The 20,688-nt window shown below is 61.6% G+C and carries 17 protein-coding genes; 16 read left to right on the top strand and 1 reads right to left on the bottom strand.

The window, feature by feature from the left end; genetic code table 11:
• The first annotated feature begins 197 nt into the window (after nucleotides 1-197).
• From galE to AAHB08_RS10565, 7 genes are all read left to right on the top strand, one after another.
• On the top strand, nucleotides 198-1,211 hold the full coding sequence (galE, locus tag AAHB08_RS10595; RefSeq protein WP_342058901.1) for a UDP-glucose 4-epimerase GalE: 1,014 nt from the start codon (nucleotides 198-200) through the stop codon (nucleotides 1,209-1,211).
• A 51-nt stretch (nucleotides 1,212-1,262) separates the two neighbouring features.
• Nucleotides 1,263-2,309, top strand: a complete 1,047-nt coding sequence (locus AAHB08_RS10590; protein WP_342058900.1) for a UDP-glucose--hexose-1-phosphate uridylyltransferase — start codon at nucleotides 1,263-1,265, stop codon at nucleotides 2,307-2,309.
• Complete coding sequence (gene galK / locus AAHB08_RS10585; RefSeq protein WP_342058899.1) at nucleotides 2,306-3,454, top strand: galactokinase; 1,149 nt, start codon at nucleotides 2,306-2,308, stop codon at nucleotides 3,452-3,454. Before AAHB08_RS10590 ends, galK begins: the two co-directional genes overlap by 4 nt.
• A gap of 79 nt (nucleotides 3,455-3,533) precedes the next feature.
• A complete protein-coding gene (locus tag AAHB08_RS10580; RefSeq protein ID WP_342058898.1) occupies nucleotides 3,534-4,505 on the top strand; it encodes an aldose epimerase family protein in 972 nt (323 codons plus the stop codon).
• Nucleotides 4,506-4,811: 306 nt separating this feature from the next.
• Nucleotides 4,812-5,906: a cellulase family glycosylhydrolase gene (locus AAHB08_RS10575; protein ID WP_342058897.1), complete on the top strand. Its 1,095-nt coding sequence runs from the start codon at nucleotides 4,812-4,814 to the stop codon at nucleotides 5,904-5,906.
• A 63-nt stretch (nucleotides 5,907-5,969) separates the two neighbouring features.
• On the top strand, nucleotides 5,970-7,316 hold the full coding sequence (locus AAHB08_RS10570; protein WP_342058896.1) for an MFS transporter: 1,347 nt from the start codon (nucleotides 5,970-5,972) through the stop codon (nucleotides 7,314-7,316).
• 89 nt (nucleotides 7,317-7,405) lie between these two features.
• Nucleotides 7,406-7,732 (top strand): SemiSWEET family sugar transporter, encoded by a 327-nt coding sequence (locus tag AAHB08_RS10565; RefSeq protein ID WP_342058895.1) that lies wholly within the window; start codon nucleotides 7,406-7,408, stop codon nucleotides 7,730-7,732.
• A 321-nt stretch (nucleotides 7,733-8,053) separates the two neighbouring features.
• On the opposite strand, the gene AAHB08_RS10560 is transcribed toward AAHB08_RS10565, so the two are convergent.
• The gene (locus tag AAHB08_RS10560) at nucleotides 8,054-9,091 is read right to left on the bottom strand and encodes a LacI family DNA-binding transcriptional regulator (protein ID WP_342058894.1); all 1,038 of its coding nucleotides are present in this window, start codon (nucleotides 9,089-9,091) and stop codon (nucleotides 8,054-8,056) included.
• Nucleotides 9,092-9,517: 426 nt separating this feature from the next.
• On the opposite strand from AAHB08_RS10560, the gene AAHB08_RS10555 reads away from it, so the two are divergent.
• From AAHB08_RS10555 to bacA, 9 genes are all read left to right on the top strand, one after another.
• Nucleotides 9,518-10,486, top strand: coding sequence for a cellulase family glycosylhydrolase (locus AAHB08_RS10555; RefSeq protein WP_342058893.1), 969 nt, complete (start codon nucleotides 9,518-9,520; stop codon nucleotides 10,484-10,486).
• A gap of 58 nt (nucleotides 10,487-10,544) precedes the next feature.
• A complete protein-coding gene (locus AAHB08_RS10550) occupies nucleotides 10,545-11,828 on the top strand; it encodes an extracellular solute-binding protein (RefSeq protein ID WP_342058892.1) in 1,284 nt (427 codons plus the stop codon).
• A 66-nt stretch (nucleotides 11,829-11,894) separates the two neighbouring features.
• Nucleotides 11,895-12,785, top strand: coding sequence for a carbohydrate ABC transporter permease (locus AAHB08_RS10545; RefSeq protein WP_342058891.1), 891 nt, complete (start codon nucleotides 11,895-11,897; stop codon nucleotides 12,783-12,785).
• Between the two features lies 1 nt (nucleotide 12,786).
• Nucleotides 12,787-13,614 carry a carbohydrate ABC transporter permease gene (locus AAHB08_RS10540; protein WP_342058890.1) on the top strand — a complete coding sequence of 276 codons (828 nt, stop codon included), beginning with the start codon at nucleotides 12,787-12,789 and terminating at the stop codon, nucleotides 13,612-13,614.
• A gap of 71 nt (nucleotides 13,615-13,685) precedes the next feature.
• Nucleotides 13,686-14,786, top strand: coding sequence for an ABC transporter ATP-binding protein (locus AAHB08_RS10535; protein ID WP_342058889.1), 1,101 nt, complete (start codon nucleotides 13,686-13,688; stop codon nucleotides 14,784-14,786).
• Nucleotides 14,787-14,829: 43 nt separating this feature from the next.
• The gene (locus AAHB08_RS10530; protein WP_342058888.1) at nucleotides 14,830-15,837 is read left to right on the top strand and encodes a glycoside hydrolase family 43 protein; all 1,008 of its coding nucleotides are present in this window, start codon (nucleotides 14,830-14,832) and stop codon (nucleotides 15,835-15,837) included.
• Nucleotides 15,838-17,005: 1,168 nt separating this feature from the next.
• Nucleotides 17,006-18,292 (top strand): carbohydrate porin, encoded by a 1,287-nt coding sequence (locus AAHB08_RS10525; RefSeq protein WP_342058887.1) that lies wholly within the window; start codon nucleotides 17,006-17,008, stop codon nucleotides 18,290-18,292.
• Nucleotides 18,293-18,587: 295 nt separating this feature from the next.
• The gene (locus AAHB08_RS10520) at nucleotides 18,588-19,583 is read left to right on the top strand and encodes an aldo/keto reductase (RefSeq protein WP_342058886.1); all 996 of its coding nucleotides are present in this window, start codon (nucleotides 18,588-18,590) and stop codon (nucleotides 19,581-19,583) included.
• Between the two features lie 270 nt (nucleotides 19,584-19,853).
• Nucleotides 19,854-20,669, top strand: a complete 816-nt coding sequence (bacA, locus tag AAHB08_RS10515; RefSeq protein ID WP_247627545.1) for an undecaprenyl-diphosphate phosphatase — start codon at nucleotides 19,854-19,856, stop codon at nucleotides 20,667-20,669.
• The last annotated feature ends 19 nt before the right edge of the window (nucleotides 20,670-20,688 follow it).

Here is a 20,688-nt window from a genome sequence, read left to right as displayed (position 1 = left end):
GGTTCGATATGGCGCCATTATACCGGGCAATGTCACTGATAACAGGGGGAAAAGCCATGTCGATGCATTTATAACCACACAAACAAGTGTAATCGTTTCCACAATTTTGTTAACCAGTTCACAGTTTGTCCGCCAGCCCCTCGGCTAGACTCCTGCTCAGGCTTTCCTTGCGTGAGGCACGAACGGTGGAGAAGAGGATGAGAGTACTGGTGACCGGCGGTTGCGGCTATATCGGCAGCCACACCTGCCTGGCCTTGCAGGCGGCAGGCATGGAGCCTGTGGTGGTGGACAACCTCTGCAACAGCAAGGCCGCCGTGCTGACACGGGTTGCCGCCATCAGCGGACAGATGCCCCGCTTCTATCAGGGAGACATTCGTGATCCCGCCCTGCTGGACAGCATCTTCGCCGAGCAGCAGATAGACGCCGTGATCCACTTCGCCGCCCTGAAAGCGGTCGGCGAATCGACCCGGCTCCCCCTCGAATATTATGAGAACAACCTGAGCGGCACCCTGGTGCTGCTGCAGGCGATGAAGCGGGCCGGGGTTCACAACCTGGTGTTCAGCTCCTCGGCCACCGTCTACGGCGACCCGGCCAGCACCCCCATCCGGGAGGACTTCCCCCGCAGCGCCACCAATCCCTATGGCCGATCCAAGTTGATCATCGAAGAGATCCTCGAGGATCTGCAGGCCGCCGAACCCCACTGGAGCATGACGCTGCTGCGCTACTTCAACCCGGTCGGCGCCCACGAGTCCGGCACGCTGGGGGAGGATCCCCAGGGCATGCCCAACAATCTCATGCCCTATATCACTCAGGTGGCCATAGGTCGTCGTGACTGCCTCTCGGTCTTTGGAAACGATTACAACACCGTGGACGGCACAGGGGTGCGCGACTATATCCATGTGATGGATCTCGCCGAGGGGCACGTCAAGGCGCTGCACCACTGCGCGGGGCGAGGCGGCGTCCACCCTTACAACCTGGGCACCGGCCAGGGCCAGAGCGTGTTGCAGATGGTGGCGGCGTTCGAGGCGGCATGCGGCCGCCCCCTGCCCTGTCGCATCGAGCCGAGGCGCCCGGGCGACATCGCCGAATGCTGGGCAGACCCCGCCAAGGCCGAGCGCGAGCTGGGCTGGCACGCCAGCCGGGATCTCGCGGCCATGTGCACCGACAGCTGGCGCTGGCAGCTCGCCAACCCGAACGGTTACGAGGAGTAGGCCTGCCGGCCTGCCCGTTACGATTTTCTCAACACATTGATTGGAGTGATGATGTTCAACCCTGTTGATCACCCCCACCGCCGTTTCAACCCGCTGACCGGCCAGTATGTGCTGGTCTCCCCCCACAGGGCCAAGCGCCCCTGGCAGGGTCAGGTCGAAAAAATAAGCCAGGCACCGAGCCAGTCCCACGATCCGGACTGCTTCCTCTGCGCCGGCAACAAGCGCGTCACCGGCGACCAGAACCCCGACTATCGGGACACCTTCGTCTTCACCAACGACTTCGCCGCCCTGATGCAGGACACCCCGGCCGCCGACGGCGAGCAGGATCCCCTGCTCAAGCTGGAGGCCGCCCGCGGCACCAGCCGGGTCATCTGCTTCTCGCCGGATCACGGCAAGACACTGCCCGAGCTGCCCCTGCCCGCCATAGAGGCGGTGATCCGCACCTGGATGAGCCAGGTCGCCGAGCTGTCGAGCCAGTGGGAATGGGTGCAGGTCTTTGAAAACAAGGGCGCCGTCATGGGCTGCTCCAACCCCCACCCCCATGGCCAGCTGTGGGGCAGCGACTTCCTGCCCAACGAGATAGCCCGCGAAGAGCAGCACCAACGCGACTGGCTGGCCGAGCACGGCCGCCCGCTGCTGCTGGACTACGTGGAGCGCGAGCTGCAAGACAGATCCCGCATCGTGGTGGAGACGGCACACTGGCTGGCAGTGGTGCCCTTCTGGGCGTCCTGGCCATTCGAGACCCTGTTGCTGCCCAAGGCCCATGTGCCCTCAATGCTGGATCTCACCCAGGAGCAGCAAGAGGATCTGGCTGTGGCGCTCAAGGAGCTCACCAGCCGCTACGACAACCTGTTCGAGTGCAGCTTCCCCTACTCCATGGGCTGGCACTTCGCGCCGCCGAACTCGGACTGCCCCGAGGCCTGGCAGTTGCATGCCCACTTCTATCCGCCCCTGCTGCGCTCCGCCACGGTGCGCAAGTTCATGGTGGGCTTCGAGATGCTGGCAGAAACCCAGCGAGACCTGACGCCGGAGCAAGCCGCCGAGCGCCTGCGTTCCCTCTCCCCCGTTCATTACAAAGCCAATGAGGTGACCCCATGACCCCCAGCCAACGCGTCGGCGCCGTGTTTGCCGAGCAGTTTGAGCAACAACCCGACCTGCTGGTGCGCGCCCCCGGTCGCGTCAACCTCATCGGCGAGCACACCGACTACAACGACGGCTTCGTGCTGCCCTGTGCCATCGACTACGAGACCTGCGTCGCCATCGGCCTGCGCAGCGACAACCTGGTGCACGTGGTCGCCGCCGACTACGGCAACCAGCGGGATCTGTTCAGCCTGGACAAGCCCATCACCCATCACCCGGACCAGCGCTGGAGCGACTACATCCGCGGCGTGGTCAAGCATCTGCAGGCCCGTGGCCATGCCCTGCGCGGCCTCAACCTGGTGGTCTCGGGCAACGTGCCCCAGGGCACCGGCCTGTCGTCGTCCGCCTCCCTGGAGGTGGCCATAGGCCAGGCCTTCAAGGAAGCCCTGGGGCTTTCCATCAGCCAGGCCGACATCGCCCTGAACGGCCAGCAGGCGGAGAACCAGTTTGTCGGCTGCAACTGCGGCATCATGGACCAGATGATCTCGGCGAGCGGCGAGGCGGACCACGCCCTGCTGCTGGACTGCCGCTCTCTGGAGACCCGCCTCATCCCCATGCCCACTGATCTGGCGGTGCTCATCATCAACTCCAACGTGCGCCGCGGCCTGGTGGACAGCGAATACAACACCCGCCGCCAGCAGTGCGAGACCGCCGCCCGTCACTACGGGGTCAAGGCGCTGCGCGACCTGGATCTGGCCGCGCTGGAAGCGGGCAAGGCCGGACTGGACGAGGCCTGCTACCGCCGTGCCCGCCACGTGGTGGGGGAAAACGCCCGCACCCTGGCCGCCGCCGACGCCCTGGTGAGCGGCGATCTGGTACGCCTCGGCGAACTGATGGGGCAGTCTCATGCCGCCATGCGGGACGACTTCGAGATCACCGTACCCCCCATCGACGGCCTGGTGGAGATCATCAAGGCCCAGATCGGCAGCGAAGGCGGTGTGCGCATGACCGGCGGCGGCTTTGGCGGCTGCGTGGTGGCCCTGCTGCGCCCGGCGCAGGTGGACGAGGTGATCGCCGTGGTCGAGGCCGAGTATCCGGCCAGGTTTGGCCTCAAGGCGGACTGCTACGTCTGCCGCGCCAGCGCCGGGGCCGGCAGGCTATGACCACATTCAACACAGGCACCATCATCAGGGCAGGCCGCAACGTCTGCTCCAGCAACGACACCGAAGCAGGAGTCATCTGATGCAAGAGTTCCATCTGCAAAACGAGGCTGGCCTTCGGGCCAGCGTGCTCGATTTCGGCGCCACCCTCACCGAACTGGGGCTGACCGTCGACGGCCAGCACCGCAACGTGGTGCTGGCCTGCGAGCCCGCCGACTACGCCAACCAGAGCGCCTATCTCGGCGCCATGGTCGGCCGCTTCGCCAACCGCATCGGCGGCTCCCGGCTGGTGCGGGATGGTCGGGAATGGCTCCTCAGCGCCAACGAGGGCACCACCTGCCTGCACGGGGGCCACGACTCGGTGCACAACCGGGCGTGGCAGCTGGTCGAGCAGGCCGCCGACCGCCTTCGCCTGCGCACCCGACTGGTCGACGGTGAGCAGGGCTTCCCCGGCAATCTGGAGGTCGAGCTGGAGTACCGGCTGGAGCAGCTGGATCTGGTGATAGAGCTGACCGCCACCACGGATGCGCCGACCCCGGTCAACCTCACCAGCCACGCCTACTTCAACCTGGATGGCGGTGACGTGCGCGACCACCTCATCTGCATCGCCGCCGATCGCTACCTGCCGACCGACGAACGTTCGATCCCGTTTGGCAAGGCCGAAGTGGAAGGCCCCTTCGATCTGCGCCAGACCCGCCGCATCGGCGCCGACTGGCAGGACCATCCACAGCTGGTGCGGTGCCGTGGCTACGATCACTGCTTCCTGCTGGACGGGCCGCAGGACGAGCCCGCCGTGACCCTGATCTCGGGTGACCAGCGCCTTTGCCTGGAGATGTACACGGATCAGCCCGGCGTGCAGCTCTACACCGGCAACTGGCTGGCCGGCACCCCGGCCCGTGGCGGCGGCGAGTGGCAGAACTATCAGGGGCTCTGCCTCGAGGCGCAGCAACTGCCGGACAGCCCGAACCGCCCCGAGCTCGGCGATCCCTGGCTGCTGCCCGGTCAGACCTATCGGCATCAGACCCGGTATCGCTTGATCCCGACAGACAAATAGCCCCCCCTCAACAGGCTGCCATCTCCCATAGGCGTTGGCAGCCTGCCGCCAGCTAATATTATTAGTTTGTTCTTTCTCACCAATCATGACCCGCAAGATCAGGGGCTCCCGCCGCGTTATCACCCTCATGCTCTACTTCTGTGGCCTATCACCACGGGCTCTATGCGAGCCGGCGCCTCAAAGCGATAGTGCAACCGGGGAGCTCATTTTGTGACTGACCACCAAATTCTGCCCTTCCTCCTTTGCCATCGCAAAAACCAGCTAATAAAATTAGCTAATCAAGATAAACTTTAGCGAGAGGTTCCGATGGCGGTACAACAATGGACGATCGAGCAGGCCAACGCCTGGTATGACGAGCAGCCCTGGCTGCTGGGCTTCAACTATCTGCCCCGCACAGCGGTCAACTGGACCGAGATGTGGCAGGCCGAGACCTTCGATCCCAACACCATCGATCAGGAGCTGGGCTGGGCCAGTGCGCTGGGCTACAACACCCTGCGCACCAACCTGCCGTTTATCGTCTGGCAGCACGATCGCGACGGCCTGATCGCCCGCATCGAGCAGTTCCTCGGCCTGTGCGCCCAGCACGGCATCCGCGTGATGATGACCCTGATGGATGACTGCGGCTTCTCCGGCGATCACCCCTATCTGGGCAGCCAGAAACCGCCGCGGGACGACGTGCACAACAGCCAGGCGGCGGCGAGCCCCGGCCGCAACGTCGTCATCGACCCGACCCAATGGCGCGATCTGGAGTGTTACATCCGCGATCTGGTGCGTACCTTCGCCAATGACGAACGGATCTTCATCTGGGATCTCTACAATGAGCCGACCAACCGCGGCATCTTCGCGGAAGGCGATGTCGAGGTGCGCTTCGACGAGGCGCTGGAGACCTACGCCCACTATCTGATGGAGCTGGCGTTCGTCTGGGCGCGGGAGGAGAACCCCACCCAGCCGCTCACCGTCGGCGCCTGGCACGCCCCCTACAGCATCGGTCAGGGTGACTCGGAATTTACCCCGGAAAACACCTTCACCCACCCCACCGACCGGCGGGCCATGGAGCTGTCTGACGTCATCAGCTTCCACTCCTATCAGCGCATGGAGGGGTTGAGGATCTCCCTGGAGGTGGTCAGCCAGTATCGCCGCCCGATCTTCTGCACCGAGTGGCTGGCACGCCATGTCGGCAGCGTGGTGGAGCAGCAGTTGCCCCTGTTCAAGGAGCTGAAGATTGGCGCCTATCAGTGGGGCCTGGTGAAAGGCAAGACCCAGACTCACCTGCCCTGGCCCTTCGTCCGCAATATCGACCCCGATTTTCGCCGGGTCTGGTTCCATGATCTGCTGGAAGAGGACGGCACCCCCTACTCCGCCAGCGAGACGGCGCTTATCCGCACATTGACCCGCTCATAACACAAGCAGGACGCCACAGAGGTGGCGCCCTTCGCAACCCATTCATGTAGTAGAGGTTGGCAGATGACAGACCAGAAGATACAAAATAGAGAGCTGGCGGGATATTTCAGCTACGCCGTCGGGCAATGCCTCAGCTTCGGCCTGGTGGGGTCCTTCATCCTCTATTTTTACACCGATATTCTTGGAATATCGCCCGCTGCGGCCGGGGCTATTTTCCTCGTCGCCCGTATTTGGGATGCCATCAACGATCCCCTGATTGCCGGCTACATGGACACGCTGAATTTCAAGCGCGGCAAATTCACTCCCTATATGCTGTTCGTGCCCTTCCTGATCGCGGGCGTCACCTCTCTCAGCTTCATCGGCCTGGATCTGCCGATGACGACCAAGGTGGCCTATGCGGCGGTAACCTATATCGCCTGGGGCATGATCTACACCCTCTCCGATGTGCCGTTCTGGACCATGTCGTCTGTCATGAGTCAGGAGCCGCAAGAGCGCGCCAAGGCCGTGACCGTGGCCATGCTGGGGGTCAACATCGGCATCGGCGGGGCCTCCATCATCTTTCCCAAGCTCACCGAGCTGTTTGCCGCGACCAGCAGCACCAAGGGCTACATGGAAGGCGCCATCTGCCTGATGCTGATCGCCCTGCCGCTGATGGTGATCGGCGCCAGCCAGATGAAGGAGCGCGTCAAACCCAACCCGGATGACAAGATCACCATCCGGGACTCCTTCCGCGTCCTGCGATCCAACAAGCCGCTGGCATATGTGCTGGGATCCTTCTTCTGCAACGTCTTCTTCAATCTGGCAACCGGGCTCTACATCTTCTTCTTCACCTACAACATGGGTGATGCCGGGCTGCTCTCTGTGATGGGGACCATAGGCGTGGTCACCTCCATGGCCTGCATGCTGGTGCCGGTGTTGACCAAGCGCTTCAGGAAGCGCGATCTCTTCCTGATGCTCACCATGCTGGAGATCGCCCTGCGCCTGGGCTTCTACACGACGGGTTACGACAACCTGATGCTGGTGTTCGGCTTCCTCGCCCTGATCCACGCCGCCAACGTCATCACCAACCCGCTGATCTCCGCCATGCTGAGCGAGACCATCGAATATGCCGAGCTCAAGTCCGGCCGCCGCTGCGCCGCCATCGCCTTCTCCGGGCAGACCTTTACCGGCAAACTGGCCTGGGCCATCGCGGGTGGCATCTCCGGCTCCCTGCTGATCTGGCTCGGCTATCAGCCGAACATGGCGCAGACGCAGGCCACCATGGACGGGCTCTTTATCTGCATCTCACTGGTGCCGATAGTGGGCGGCATCATGCGCATCATCATCATGACCCGTTACAACTTTACCGAAGACAAACATGCGAAGGTCCGTCATGCCCTGCTGAAATGGCGCTCCACCAACGTTATTTAACCGGGCGACACAAAGAAGCGGCGAGTCGGATCATCATCTGGCTCGCCCTCCGGTCATCGCCGCCCCCATCGCTATCGAGGAATTTGATTATGCCGCCCCTGTTCTGGCCCGGTGCCATCGCCCTGTCACTCTCCCTGGGTGCCCTGGTGCTGTGGCTGGATGATGCCTATCTCGGCCTCTGCGCCGCCTTCCTCACCACCGGCTCCTTTGCCCTACAAGTTGCCCACATCCTGAAAACCCGGGAGACCAAGGCCATCTCCCTCGGCATGTATCTCGCCTTCAGCTGTGGCGTGCTGCTGTGGCTGGTGTACGGTCTGAAGATTGACGATAGGCCGGTCACCATCGCAAACAGCATCACGCTGGCGCTGGCCAGTACTGTGCTGCTGCTCAAGCTGCGCAACGAACCGCGCATCTGAGGATCCGATGGGGAGAAAACGGGCGCATCTGGTCGCGCCCACCATCCGGAATGTGAGGTTCAAGCCGGCCAGCCGTTTCCCGCCTGTGGACAAGGCGCCTTGACGACTGGCTGTTCCGGGCGCCCTCGGCCGCCAGCGACTGTCCAGCAGGCCTCCAGCGAGACGCCGAGCATCCGGTTGCAGCCGGGCCGATGCCAGATAAACACTGACGCAGACTCAGAAGGGCGATGGCGTGCTTTAAAAGAGAGAAAAATGTCTTTATCTCAATCCCATGCGTGATGCCAATCGCCTGGCATTGACGATTTCATACCAACCCCCCTCTCACGACTCATGCGCCAATCGCTGGCTGGATGTCCGGATAAAGAGCTCCCCCTCCAGCTTCATCAGAGGGGCAATAGGTTTCTCCCCCTGCGCCAGCTGCATCAGTGTCTCTACCGCCAGCTTGCCCATTTCGTCGTAGGGTAGCTCGATGGAGCTCAGCGGAGGGACCATCTCGTTGGCCAGCATCTGATTATCGTGACCAGCCACCAGGATATCTTCCGGAATGCGTAGCCCTGCCTCCGCAATGGCCTGATAACAGCCCTGCGCCATGTAGTCGCTGCAGCAGAAGATACCGTCGGGTACCTGGGGGAGTGCCAGCAACTGCCGCGTCTGCTCATAGGCCTCATGCAAGGACCAGTTAGCGACGCGCACCAGTTGTGGGTCCGGGATCACGTCATGATTGATCAGCGCCTGGCGATACCCCTCCAGCCGCAGGTTGTTGGCCTCCATCCAGGGCTCTCCCTGAATCAGCGCGATCCGCCGGCAGCCCTGCGCCAACAGGTGTGCCGTCATCTTGTATCCCCCGAGCTTGTCGGCAGGCAGGATGGAGGGGCGATCGGGTGAGCCTGATGCCTCCAGATAGCAGTTGAGCAGGACGGTGGGAACCTGGGGAGAAAGCTCCATCTCGGGGAGCTGCCGCGTCATCGAGGAAGCAAAGATCATCCCCATATAGTCTCCCTGATTGATCTCCTGCTCGATCAGCTCGGTGAGATCCCGGCTGTTGCGATAATCGAAGGTCACCAGCATGCGATCGGCCTCCCAGGCGCGCTCATTGCAGGCATTGATCGCATCCAGGAAGGGGTCATAGAGGGTGAGCCCGTTGAACACAAAGGCAATCTTGCGAGGAGCCGGCCCCTTGGGCTGATGCTCCACCCGCTTGTGCTGGTAGCCCAACTCGGACGCCTTCTCGATCACCCGACGCCTCGTCTCTTCGGAGAGCTTCACCGCGGTAGATCCATTGAGCACCAAGGAGACGGTGGATTGGGAGACGCCAGCCGCAGCGGCGATGGCACTCATGGTTATGCGTTTCTTGTTCATCGATATGGCCATTGATTACGGGCTGTCCCTGTCGCCAAGGTAATATTATTAGTTATTTTTTCTCGCCAATCATAACCCAGGGGACAGGGGGGAGCCAGCCAAGTTATCACCCTCACCATGGCGTCGTGCGGCTTGCATCCCTCACTCTATAGGCGCCATGCGGTGAACAGCAACGGCGAAACCAGAGATTAGAATGAGCCCTGATCAGGCTCATTTTGTGACCAGCCACCAAATTTCACTCTTCATCCTTTGCCATCAACAGGATTAGCTAATAAAGATTAGCTAATTAAAAACAAAGATTAGCAATGGGGTGTCTCGATGGCTGTACAACAGTGGTCCACAGACCAGGCCTGGCAATGGTGGAGCAGGCAACCCTGGTTGAGAGGGTTCAATTACTTGCCCAGAACCGCCGTCAACTGGACGGAGATGTGGCAGAGGGACACCTTCGATCTCCCGACCATCAGGCAGGAGCTGGCCTGGGCCAGAGAGGTGGGCTACAACACCCTGCGCACCAACCTGCCCTTCATCGTCTGGCAGGCAGACAGGGAGGGTCTGATCGCCCGCATCGACCATTTTCTCGCGGCCGCGGCCGTAGAAGGGATCGGCGTCATGCTGACCCCCATGGATGATTGTGGTTTCTCCGGCGATCACCCCTACCTTGGCCCACAGAAAGGGCCTGTCGAGCAACTGCACAACAGCCAGGCGGCGGCAAGCCCCGGGCGCAACGTGGTGATGGACGTGAGCCAGTGGCGCGATTTGGAGCGCTACATCAAGGACATCGTCGGCACCTTTGCCAAGGACGATCGCATCCTGGTGTGGGACCTCTACAACGAGCCGACCAATCGCGGCATCTTCCGCGGCCCCGGTCTGTCTGAAGAGTTCGATCCGGCCATGGAGCCCTACAGCCACCATCTGATGGAGCTGGTCTTCGCCTGGGCACGCGAAGCGGATCCCAGCCAACCGCTCACCGTCTGTGCCTGGCATGCCGCCAACCACTTCAGCCCGGATGAGCCCATCTTTGCCCATCCCACCGACATCCGGGCCATGGAGCTGTCAGACGTGATCAGTTTCCATGCCTATCAGCCCCTGGCGCTGCTGGAAAAGAGCCTGGCAATAGTCGCGGCCTATGATCGCCCACTGCTCTGCACCGAATGGCTCGCTCGCCACGCCCAGTCCTTCATGCATGAACAACTGCCCCTCTTCAAGGAAAGGAAAATCGCCTGCTACCAGTGGGGGCTGGTCAAGGGGAAAACCCAGACCCATCTGCCCTGGCCCAATATCCAGCGCGAACTCCCAGAGTATGCGGACACCTGGTTCCACGACCTGCTCGAGGCGGATGGCTCCCCTTATGACGGACGCGAAGTTGCCCTGATCCGGTCCCTGACCGACGAATAAAAAACCCTCCGGGGCGATCCCCCAGGCATCGCCTCACCCTACGCATAGAGGTCAAATGATGAAAAAGATGAAGCTGCTGGCATTGCTGGTCGCGGGCGCGACGCTCTCTCCCGTCACCCTGGCACAGACCACACTGCAATACTGGACCCTGCTCAACGGCGGCGACGGCGCCCGCATGAAACAGCTGGTCGACGGTTTCAACGCCAGCCAGGGCGACTACAGAATAGAGACCACCACCCTGAACTGGGGTGAACCCTTCTACACCAAGCTCAAGACCGCCTCCGCCATGGGCAGCGGTCCGGACATGGCCACCATCCACCTCTCCAAGATCTCCGGTTTCACCCAGACCCAGGGCCTGGAGCCCATCACGGCACAGGCAATGCGGGCCGCCGGCTATGACAGCGGCAAGCTGTTCCCGCTGCTCTGGAAACAATCGAACGTCGATGGCAAGACCTATGCGCTGCCCATCGATACCCATGCCCTGGTGCTCTACTACAACAAGTCCATCGCGGCCAAGGCCGGCCTGCTGGACGAGCAGGGCAAGCTCAAGCCCATCACCTCGCTGGCACAGTTCGACGCGGCGCTCAAGAGCGTCAAAGATCAGGGCGCCATGGGGCTGAGCATGGAAACCTCTCCCATGTCCTATATGCCGTACCGCCTCTGGCTCTCCATGATCACCCAGCAGGGGGGCAAGACCATAGAGAACAACAAGTTCGTCTACGGTGAGGCGGGCCAGAAGGCCATGGAGGCCATGGCCGGGTGGTATGCCGACGGCTACGCCACCAAGGGGCTGGATTACGCCTCTTCCACCACCGAATTCATGACGGGCAAATCCGCCTTCATGCTCAACGGCGTCTGGGAGCTGCCTTCCGTCAACGACGGCATGAAGGGCGGCAGGCTCGGCTTCGAGGTGGGGGTGGCTTCGCTGCCCTCCTTCTTCAACGGCGTGCAGGCGGCCTGGGCCGACTCCCACGCGCTCGCCATCCCGAACAACAAGGGCAAGCCCATCTCGGCCGAGAAGATGAAAGGGGTCGCCCGGTTCGCCACCTACATCAACCGGCACGCCATCACCTGGGCCGAGGGTGGCCATATCCCGGCCTATGAACCGGTAGTGGAGACCAAGGAATTCAAGGAGATGCCGCTGCTCGCCGACTATGTCAGCGACACCGCCAGCCACATCGTCTATGACCCGGACGGCTGGTACAGCGGAGCCGCAGGCCCCCTGCAGGCCACCGCCTCCAAGTACTTCCCTGCCGCCCTGACCGGTCAGCTGCCCACCGAAAAGGCACTGCAGATGTTCGAGCGCGACGCGGGCAAGTTCATGAGCCGCCCGGCCCGTTAATGACCCCGGGGCAGGGGGTCACCCCCTGCCCCCTCCGTTTCCTCCATTCCAGGCTCGATCGCAGACATGGATCATAAAGACACTACCAGACCCCCCACCGGCAGCCTGGGGGCCCTCATGACGCCCTGGCTCATGCTGGCCCCCTTCCTGCTCGCCTTTTTGCTCTTCTTTGTCATTCCGGCCCTGCAAACGTTGCAGTTGAGCTTTACCGACAGCGGGCTGACCGAGACCCACGGCTATGTTGGCCTTGCCAACTATGTGGAACTGCTGCAAGACCCGAGCTTCTGGGATTCGCTGCTGCAAACCGCCTACTTCGCTCTGCTCACCGTGCTCCCCCTGACCGCCCTGGGGCTGGTGATGGCGATGCTGATCAACCGGCTCACCCGCTTCGCCGGCCTGGTGCAGGCCATCTTCTTCATCCCCAATATCTTGCCTATCGCCGTCATGGCGATGATAGGCGGATGGATGCTGCACCCCACCTTTGGGGTGGTCAATCTGATCGCGGGTACCGAGATCGCCTGGTTCAACGACCCGGACTTCGCCATGCCCATGGTCGCGATGGCGACCATCTGGTGGACCGTCGGCTTCAACGTGCTGTTGTTCCTCGCGGCGCTCAAGAACATCCCGCAGGATCTCTACGAGGCGGCACGGCTCGACGGCGCCTCGGAGTGGGGCATCTTCCGTTACATCACCTGGCGCCAGCTGCGCCCCGTGACCGTCATGGTCTTCGGCCTGCAACTGGTGGCCTCCCTGAAGATCTTCGGCCAGACCTACCTGCTGACTGGCGGCGGCCCCTTCGACAGCACCAAGGTCGTTCTGCACTACATGTACGAGACCGGGTTCGTCAACCAGAACGCCGGCTATGCCTCGGCCATCGCCGTGGTCTTCGTGCTGATCGTCTTGCTCATTCTGGTGCTGCAATCCCTGGCTAATAGATTCATCAATCGTCGAGGCTAAGATGAAGAGCAAACTGACATTTACCGCCTTGCTGGCCCTCTCATTGACCGTGCTGCTCTGCCTGTTGTGGGGCGCCCCGCTGCTGTGGGCCATCAGCACTGCGCTGCGCCCGGAGGAGCAGACCGTCGCCGGGCTGCAGTGGTTGCCCGACCCCGTCACCCTCGATGCCTTCATCAAGGTGCTGACCCTGGGGGATCTGCCCATCTTCTTCATGAACAGCGTGTTCACCTCGCTGGCGGTCACAGTGCTGACGCTGTCCGTCACAGTGCTGGCCGCCTACAGCTTCTCCCAGCTCCGCTTTCGGGGGGCAAAGCTGCTGTTCTGGTGCTGCATGTTCGGAATCATCTTCCCGTTCGAGGCCCTGGTGATCCCGCTCTTCCGCCAGATCTACCACCTCGGACTGGCGGATTCACTTGGTGGCGTGATCCTGCCCCAGGTGGTGTCGCCCATGGTGCTGTTCGTGCTCAAACGCTTCTTCGATCAGATCCCCAAGGACTTTCGCGAGGCGGCCATCCTGGATGGCGCACGGGAGTGGCAGGTGCTGCTGCGCGTTTATCTGCCCCTGTCTCGAAACATCATCTATGCCATGGCGATCATCACCTTCATGGGAGCCTGGAACAACTTCCTCTGGCCGTTCCTGGTGGTGAGTTCCACCGAGAACATGACCATCCCCATCGGCCTGACCCAGCTCAACGACACCTACGGGGTGCGCTATGCCCAGAACATGGCCTCGGCCCTGATAGGTGGCCTGCCGGTCGCCATCCTCTACGTCATATTCCAGAAACGAGTCGCATCGGGCTTCCTCGCTGCCACCGGCCTCAAGGGTTGACCATTCACGGGCCCGCCGAGGCGAGCCCTTTGTTTTACGGCCAGCACGGGCCCTCGTGAGAGAACATTCATATGTCCTGCGTATTGCTTAACAACATCAAGAAGACCTATCCCAACGGCAATGCCGTCATCCACGGCGTGGATCTGGAAATAAAGCAGGGGGAATTCGTCGTCTTCGTCGGCCCCTCCGGCTGCGGCAAATCCACCCTGCTGCGCATGATCGCCGGGCTGGAGGCGATCTCCGAAGGGGATCTGCACATCGGCAACAAGCGCGCCAACGATCTGGATGCCGCCAGGCGGGGTGTCGCCATGGTGTTCCAGTCCTATGCGCTCTACCCCCACCTGACGGTGGCCGAGAACATGGGCTTCTCCCTGCTGTTCAACGGCACGCCGAAGGACGAGATCACCACCAAGGTGAACCGGGTGGCGGAGACCCTGCAACTGGCCCACCTGCTGGATCGCAAGCCTGCCGAGCTCTCGGGGGGACAGCGTCAGCGGGTTGCCATCGGTCGCGCCATAGTGCGCGAACCCGACGTCTTCCTGTTCGACGAGCCGCTCTCCAACCTGGATGCGGCCCTGCGCGGACAGATGCGCACCGAGCTGGCGCGCCTGCACCAGAAGCTCGGCACCACCATGATTTACGTGACGCACGATCAGGTGGAGGCGATGACTCTGGGGGACAGGATCGTGGTCTTCAACAAGGGACATATCGAGCAGGTGGGTTCACCGCTGGAGCTCTACCAGCGCCCCGCCACCGAGTTCGTGGCTACCTTCCTCGGCATGCCAAAAATGAACCTGCTGACCTGCAAACTGGCGGGATCAGAGGGAAAACACTGGCAGCTGACACCGGGCAGAGGGATAGCGCTGGCCGTGCCTGAGTCCGCGTTCGACTGCACCGACCAGCACAGCATCAAGCTGGGGATCCGCCCCGAACATCTGCTGGTCGGTGCAGAGGGGGCGTCGGGCGCCCATCTCCAGGGCCGGGTCTCTCTGGTAGAGAACCTCGGCGATTCCGCCATCCTGCACATCAAGTGCGAGGGTCTGGAGCGACTGCTGCTGGCCAAGGTCAACACGGATCGGCGGGTTCCTGCGTGCGACGAGGCCGTCTCCCTCACCGTCGCCCTCGAATACGTCCACCTCTTCGGCGAGCAGGGACAGAGCCTGCGGCGTTGAGTCGAGGGGCGGGCAAGCCTCGCCCCGTCATGGAGCATCAGTCATGTTTCGCATCCTGTTCACTCTGTTCATCCTGGTGGGAACCATCATGCCAGCACAGGCCGGTTCGACGTTTACCAATCCCATCCTGAGTGATGGCGCAGACCCCTGGGTCGTGCGCCATGACGACGGCTTTTACTACTACACCCAGACAACCGGCAACGACATCACCCTATGGCGAACCAGAGATATCGCCGACCTTGAGCATGCCGAGCGTAAGGTGGTCTGGATGCCAGCTCAGGGCGCCGTCAACGGCTCCCACATCTGGGCTCCCGAGCTGCACCGGCTCGACGGCCGCTGGTACATCTATTTCGCCGCATCGGACGGTGATATGACCCGGCAGCGCATGTACGTGCTGCAATCCGAGGGGGACGACCCGTTCGGCAGCTATGCCTTCCCGCAAGATACCGACGCCGGCAAGATCTCCGATGCCAGCGACAAGTGGGCCATCGATGGCACAGTGCTGGAATACGAGGGCCAGCGCTACTTCATCTGGTCGGGCTGGGAGGGGGACGTCAACGAGCAGCAGCGCATCTACATCGCCAGGATGAGCTCCCCCTGGCGACTGGCAGGAGCGCGGGTCGAGATTTCCCGCCCCGAGCTGGCGTGGGAGCGCATCGGCACGCCCCAGGTCAATGAGGCCCCGCAAGTCCTGCTGGGCCCGGAAGGGCGCCTCTTCCTCGTCTACTCCGCCAGCGGCAGCTGGACGGACGATTATTGCCTCGGCCTGCTGACGCTGGAGGGGGAGGATCCGATGAACCCGGCACACTGGCGCAAGCGGCCAGAGCCAGTGTTTAGCAAAAACGAAGGCAAGGAGGTCTACGGTCCCGGCCATAACGGCTTCTTTGCCGATGGCGCGGGACAGCCCTGGCTGATCTATCACGCCGCCAAGTTCAAGGGGGCAGGCTGGAACCGCGAGATACACATGCAGCCCTTCCACTGGGACGAGCAGGGCCTGCCTCTGTTTGGCTCCCCCCTGGGGGCCGGACGCCCACGGACAGCCCCGCACTGATGGAGACCTCGATGTGGGGGCCTCAACGACATGGTGGGAGGAGAGCACCGTGCACTCGCCGCCCGTGAGGGAGGCCAGGATGCTGCCCGCGACAGCGCCATCGCCTGCTCTCTGCTTCGGCCACTTGGATCGGCGAGGCGACCGGCATCACGATGAACTTTCCGGGTCTGGCGCTTCTCTCGCCACTCACTCCACGTCCCTAAGAAGCTTCCTGAGAGGCTTTTCTGTGGTTGCCGGCAGCAACCTGATGCAGGGGAGCGTCATTTGACCCATAAAATTCACCACATCACTCGGCGCGATGTATCGGGTCATATATCGACCTCACCACACAGCAATAATTGTCAATATGGCGGTGATATGGATTAAACATTAATTTGTTTTATTCAGCTTTAATCAAGCAAGCTGAACAGCCTTTATTATTTTCTTAGTTAAGTTCCAGTTCAGCCTAAATACTGGCAAAACACATCATCAAATTAATATGAACTGGAATGAGTCCACTTGAATTAAATAGAGAAAGAATTGTGTGAAGCGCATGGCAAAATAAATTGCTGCTGATGTTCTCGCCTGGTCTGTTTGCTATAGTCAGGCTGACTCCACAAGCATGCCTTTTTGATGCGCTTCTCTGGCAAGGTCAAAATATGCGTGAACAGGTTCCATCTATTTTGGATGTGCCATGAGGGCTGCTCTCCTCATGACAGGCAAGGGTTGAACGCGCCCCAGAACAGCGACGTCAGCTCAGCGCCTGAACGCCACGCTAAGGGTCGAGACACCTGTGATGCTTGTCTGTGACAGGCTGCTCGCCAAGCGAGGGCAGGCAGATGTGCGAGTCGCCCCAATGCTATTTCGAAAAACGGTCAACGGATTTGCCATTATCGCGTCCTCGTTGTTAACCATTGCGATCAATGAAAGCTAGTTGTGAAGACATGCCGCCGGCAATGATGTCCTGACAATGCTCCATTCTTTTATTAAAGGGTGGATAACACGGCTTCCTAAAATAACGGCCACCTGTGGCAGGCTCCCATGCCGTCACGCCGCTATTCCAGTTAATTATATTTGCAAGGCTCAGCACAGAGAAGTGTCGAGTTTCAAATCAGTCAGGGAATTGACTCAGTGGAATGCTGATTGTTTTCGGCGTTACCCAATTCATCATTGTTATAAGGAAGAGATCATGAAAACCAAGTGGCTTCCAGTTGCCGTCGCCGTCGTGTCTGCGCTCTCCGCGCAAGCTGCTGTTTCTGCCGAGGCGGCCGGCTTCGATTATTACGGCTATTTCCGCTCCGGCATGGGAACGGGCGATAGCGGATCCATGCAGGATGCAGTGGGGGGCAGTTTCCAGAAGAACAAGGTCGGCCGTCTGGGCAACGAATTCGATACCTATGCCGAGGTGGGTTTCGGCAAAGAGCTGAAGACCGACGAGACCAAGTCCGTCTATATCCAGACCATGTTCAACATGTACGATGGCGACACCAACAGCAACATGGGCGATTCCAACTTCGGTTGGGAAAACATGAACATGCAGTTGCGCAACTTCATGGGCCTGGGAGAGACCTCCTGGGTCGGTATCCGCCAGTACAAGAAAGGCTTCGTCATCGACTCGAATGATTTCTTCTACTGGAACCAGACCAATCTGGGTGGTGGTATCGAAGACATGAAGCTGGGTCAGGGCAAGCTCTCCGTCGCCGCACTGCACCGTGACATCGCCGGTACCTACAACAACAGCGCCGGTTATCCGATTGAGGAGATGATCGACTCCAATCAGCTGGATCTGCTCTACACCGACCTGCCGTTATGGAACGGCGCCACCCTGGCCATGGGTTACAAGTTCCTGAAGGCCGACGCCACCGCCGAGCAGATCGATGCCGATCTGGGCAACCATGACTACGCCGATGGCCATGCGGTGATGCTGGAGCTGAATCAGTCCCTCCTGGGGACAGGTTGGAACAAGACCACCCTCCAGTACTACGCAGACGGCTCCGCCCTGCAAGGGGTCACCTTTGGTTCTGCCGATACCCTGAGCGGCCGTGTCGAAAGTGGCAACGGCTTCGCCATCCGCAACTACGGCATCATCCCTCTGGCCGCAGACTGGGATCTGAGCCACGCCATCAACTACGCCGAAGCGAACGACATCAAGCAGTGGGATGGCGTCGAGGGTGACGCAAACGCCTTCGCTGTGAGCGCCAAGGTGACCTACCACTGGACCGACATCACCCGCACCTATGTGGAAGCCGGTTACTTCGAGGACGAGAAGACCGAAAACGGTGACGTCGACTCCCGCAGTGGTTCCAAGACCACCATAGCTCAGGCCTTCTCGTTCGGCCGTGGCGAGCCGGAGCTGCGCGTGTTCGCCAGCTACCTCGACAGCGACAACACCGACTGGGATGGCTCCCACGCCTTCGACAACGGCACCGCCGATGACACCTGGACTGTCGGCCTGCAAGCCAACGTATGGTGGTAACCACCCGGCCAGGATCCACTGCCGATCCCCATGCTCCACAGGGATAGGGGCTGATAACCGGCAGGAATTGAGGCGCAAAGGGTTGGCATAGGAATGATGCCAACCCTCTGTTTTATATTGGATTTATAATATAGACCCAGACAGTGGTTGCAACCGTCATTGCCATTGACAACCACGATGGCTTCTGGCGTTGTATGGCGATGCATTCAGACATCACCCCCAGCGTGTTCATACCCACACCAGCAACGGCTTGAGGCCGAAGGTCCTGCACATGAAAGCTGATTCAGGAGTCCCCATGGATGATCACTACCTCGCCGCGCCGGATCGTTACCAGCGCCAGCCCTACCGCCCCGCCGGTCGCCACGGCCTGCACCTGCCCGGCATAGGCCTCGGCCTCTGGCACAACTTCGGCGCCGGGAGCGATCCCGCCAGGGTGAAGGCCATGGTGCATCAGGCCTTCGATCTCGGGATCACCCACTTCGATCTCGCCAACAACTACGGGCCGCCGCCAGGCTCCGCCGAGACCACCTTCGGCGGCGTGCTCAAACGCAGTCTGGCCCCCTACAGAGACGAGCTCATCATCGCTAGCAAGGCGGGTTATGTAATGTGGGACGGTCCCTACGGCGATGGCGGCAGCGCCAAATACCTGTTTGCCAGCCTGCACCAGAGCCTGCGTCGGCTCGGGCTCGACTATGTGGACATTTTCTACCACCACAGGCCGGATCCCCGCACCCCGCTGGAGGAGACCTGTCAGGCGCTGGCGCTCATGGTGCGCCAGGGCAAGGCACTCTATGTCGGCCTCTCCAACTACCCGGCCGAGCTGGCCGCCAGGGCGGCGAGCCGGCTGGCCGAACTCGGCACCCCCTGCCTGGTCAACCAGCTCAAATACTCCCTGTTCCAGCGCGACATCGAGGCCGAGACGCTGCCGGTCTGCCGCGAACAGGGGATGGGGGTGGTCGCCTTCTCGCCACTGGCGGGGGGCCTGCTCAGCGATCGCTACCTGGAAGGGATCCCGGCGGACTCCCGCGCCGCCAGCGCCAGCCCCTTCCTCAAGCCCGACCAGATCACCGCGGACAAGCTGGCCCGCATTCGCGCCCTCCACGCCCTGGCGCAGCAGAGGGGGCAACCCCTGTCACAGCTGGCATTGCAGTGGGTGCTGCGCGATCCCGTGGTGAGCTGCGCCCTGATAGGCGCCAGCAGCCCGCAGCAGATAGTGAGCGCGGTCGATGCCCTGGCCCTGCCGCCACTGGACGAGGCGCTGCAGCAGCAGATCCTGGCGGTGCTGGCATGACGAATTGGCCCCGCCACGGGCCGCTGGCTGGCCGTGGCGGCCATGTCAGAAGGTGACGGGGCGGCAACCACGCCCGGGACAGAACCACTCAAGCCGCAGCGCCCTGGCCCTGCACCATGCGGAAGGGGCCGGCCGCCGGACAAGGGCCGGAAACCGCACAGGAGTCCCCAATATTCTCTGGTTGCCCGCGTGATTTTCCGCCATCATTGGCCGCCCCGACCCTGATCGGGGCTGATTTTATCCGGACCCATCAACCAAGAGATCTGTATCATGACCGAATCCTACGCCCTGTTTGTGGCCTTCGTGCTGGGCATAGTGGAAGGCCTGACCGAGTTTCTGCCCGTTTCCTCCACCGGCCACATGATCATCGTCGGCCACCTGCTCGGTTTCGAAGGCCCCAAGGCCGCCACCTTCGAGGTGGTGATCCAGCTGGGCTCCATCCTGGCGGTGGTCGTCATGTTCTGGCGCCGCCTGTTCGGCCTCATCGGCATCCATTTCGGTCAGAAACCGGCACCTGGGCATGCCACCCTCTCCCTGGTGCACATCATCCTCGGCATGCTGCCCGCCGTGCTCATCGGGCTGGCCATCCACAGCTGGATCAAGGCCCATCTGTTTGGCCCTGAAACCGTTATGTATGCCCTGGTGGCCGGCGGCATACTGCTGATCATCGCCGAGAAGTGCCGCCCCGCCGTCACCGCCGAGACCCTGGACGACATCAGCTACAAGCAGGCGTTCGGCATAGGTCTGTTCCAGTGCCTGGCGCTCTGGCCCGGCTTCTCCCGCTCCGGCGCCACCATCAGCGGCGGCATGCTGATGGGCATCAGCCGCCATGCGGCGGCCGAGTTCTCCTTCATCATGGCGGTACCCATGATGATGGCGGCCAGCGGACTGGACCTCTACAAGAGCCGCGACTTCCTCTCCATGGCCGACCTCCCCATGTTTGCGGTGGGCTTCGTCACCGCCTTCGTGGTCGCCATGATCGCCATCAAGACCTTCCTGGCGCTGATCCGTCGCCTCGACTTCATCCCCTTCGCCATCTACCGCTTCGTGGTGGCCTTCGCCGTCTACCTGGTATTTGTGGCCTGATCCCGAGGGATTGCCTCAT

The organism is Aeromonas sp. OTU364, from assembly GCF_038440395.1.
Taxonomy (GTDB): Bacteria; Pseudomonadota; Gammaproteobacteria; order Enterobacterales; family Aeromonadaceae; genus Aeromonas.
This window is presented reverse-complemented; position numbering and strand designations above follow the sequence as displayed.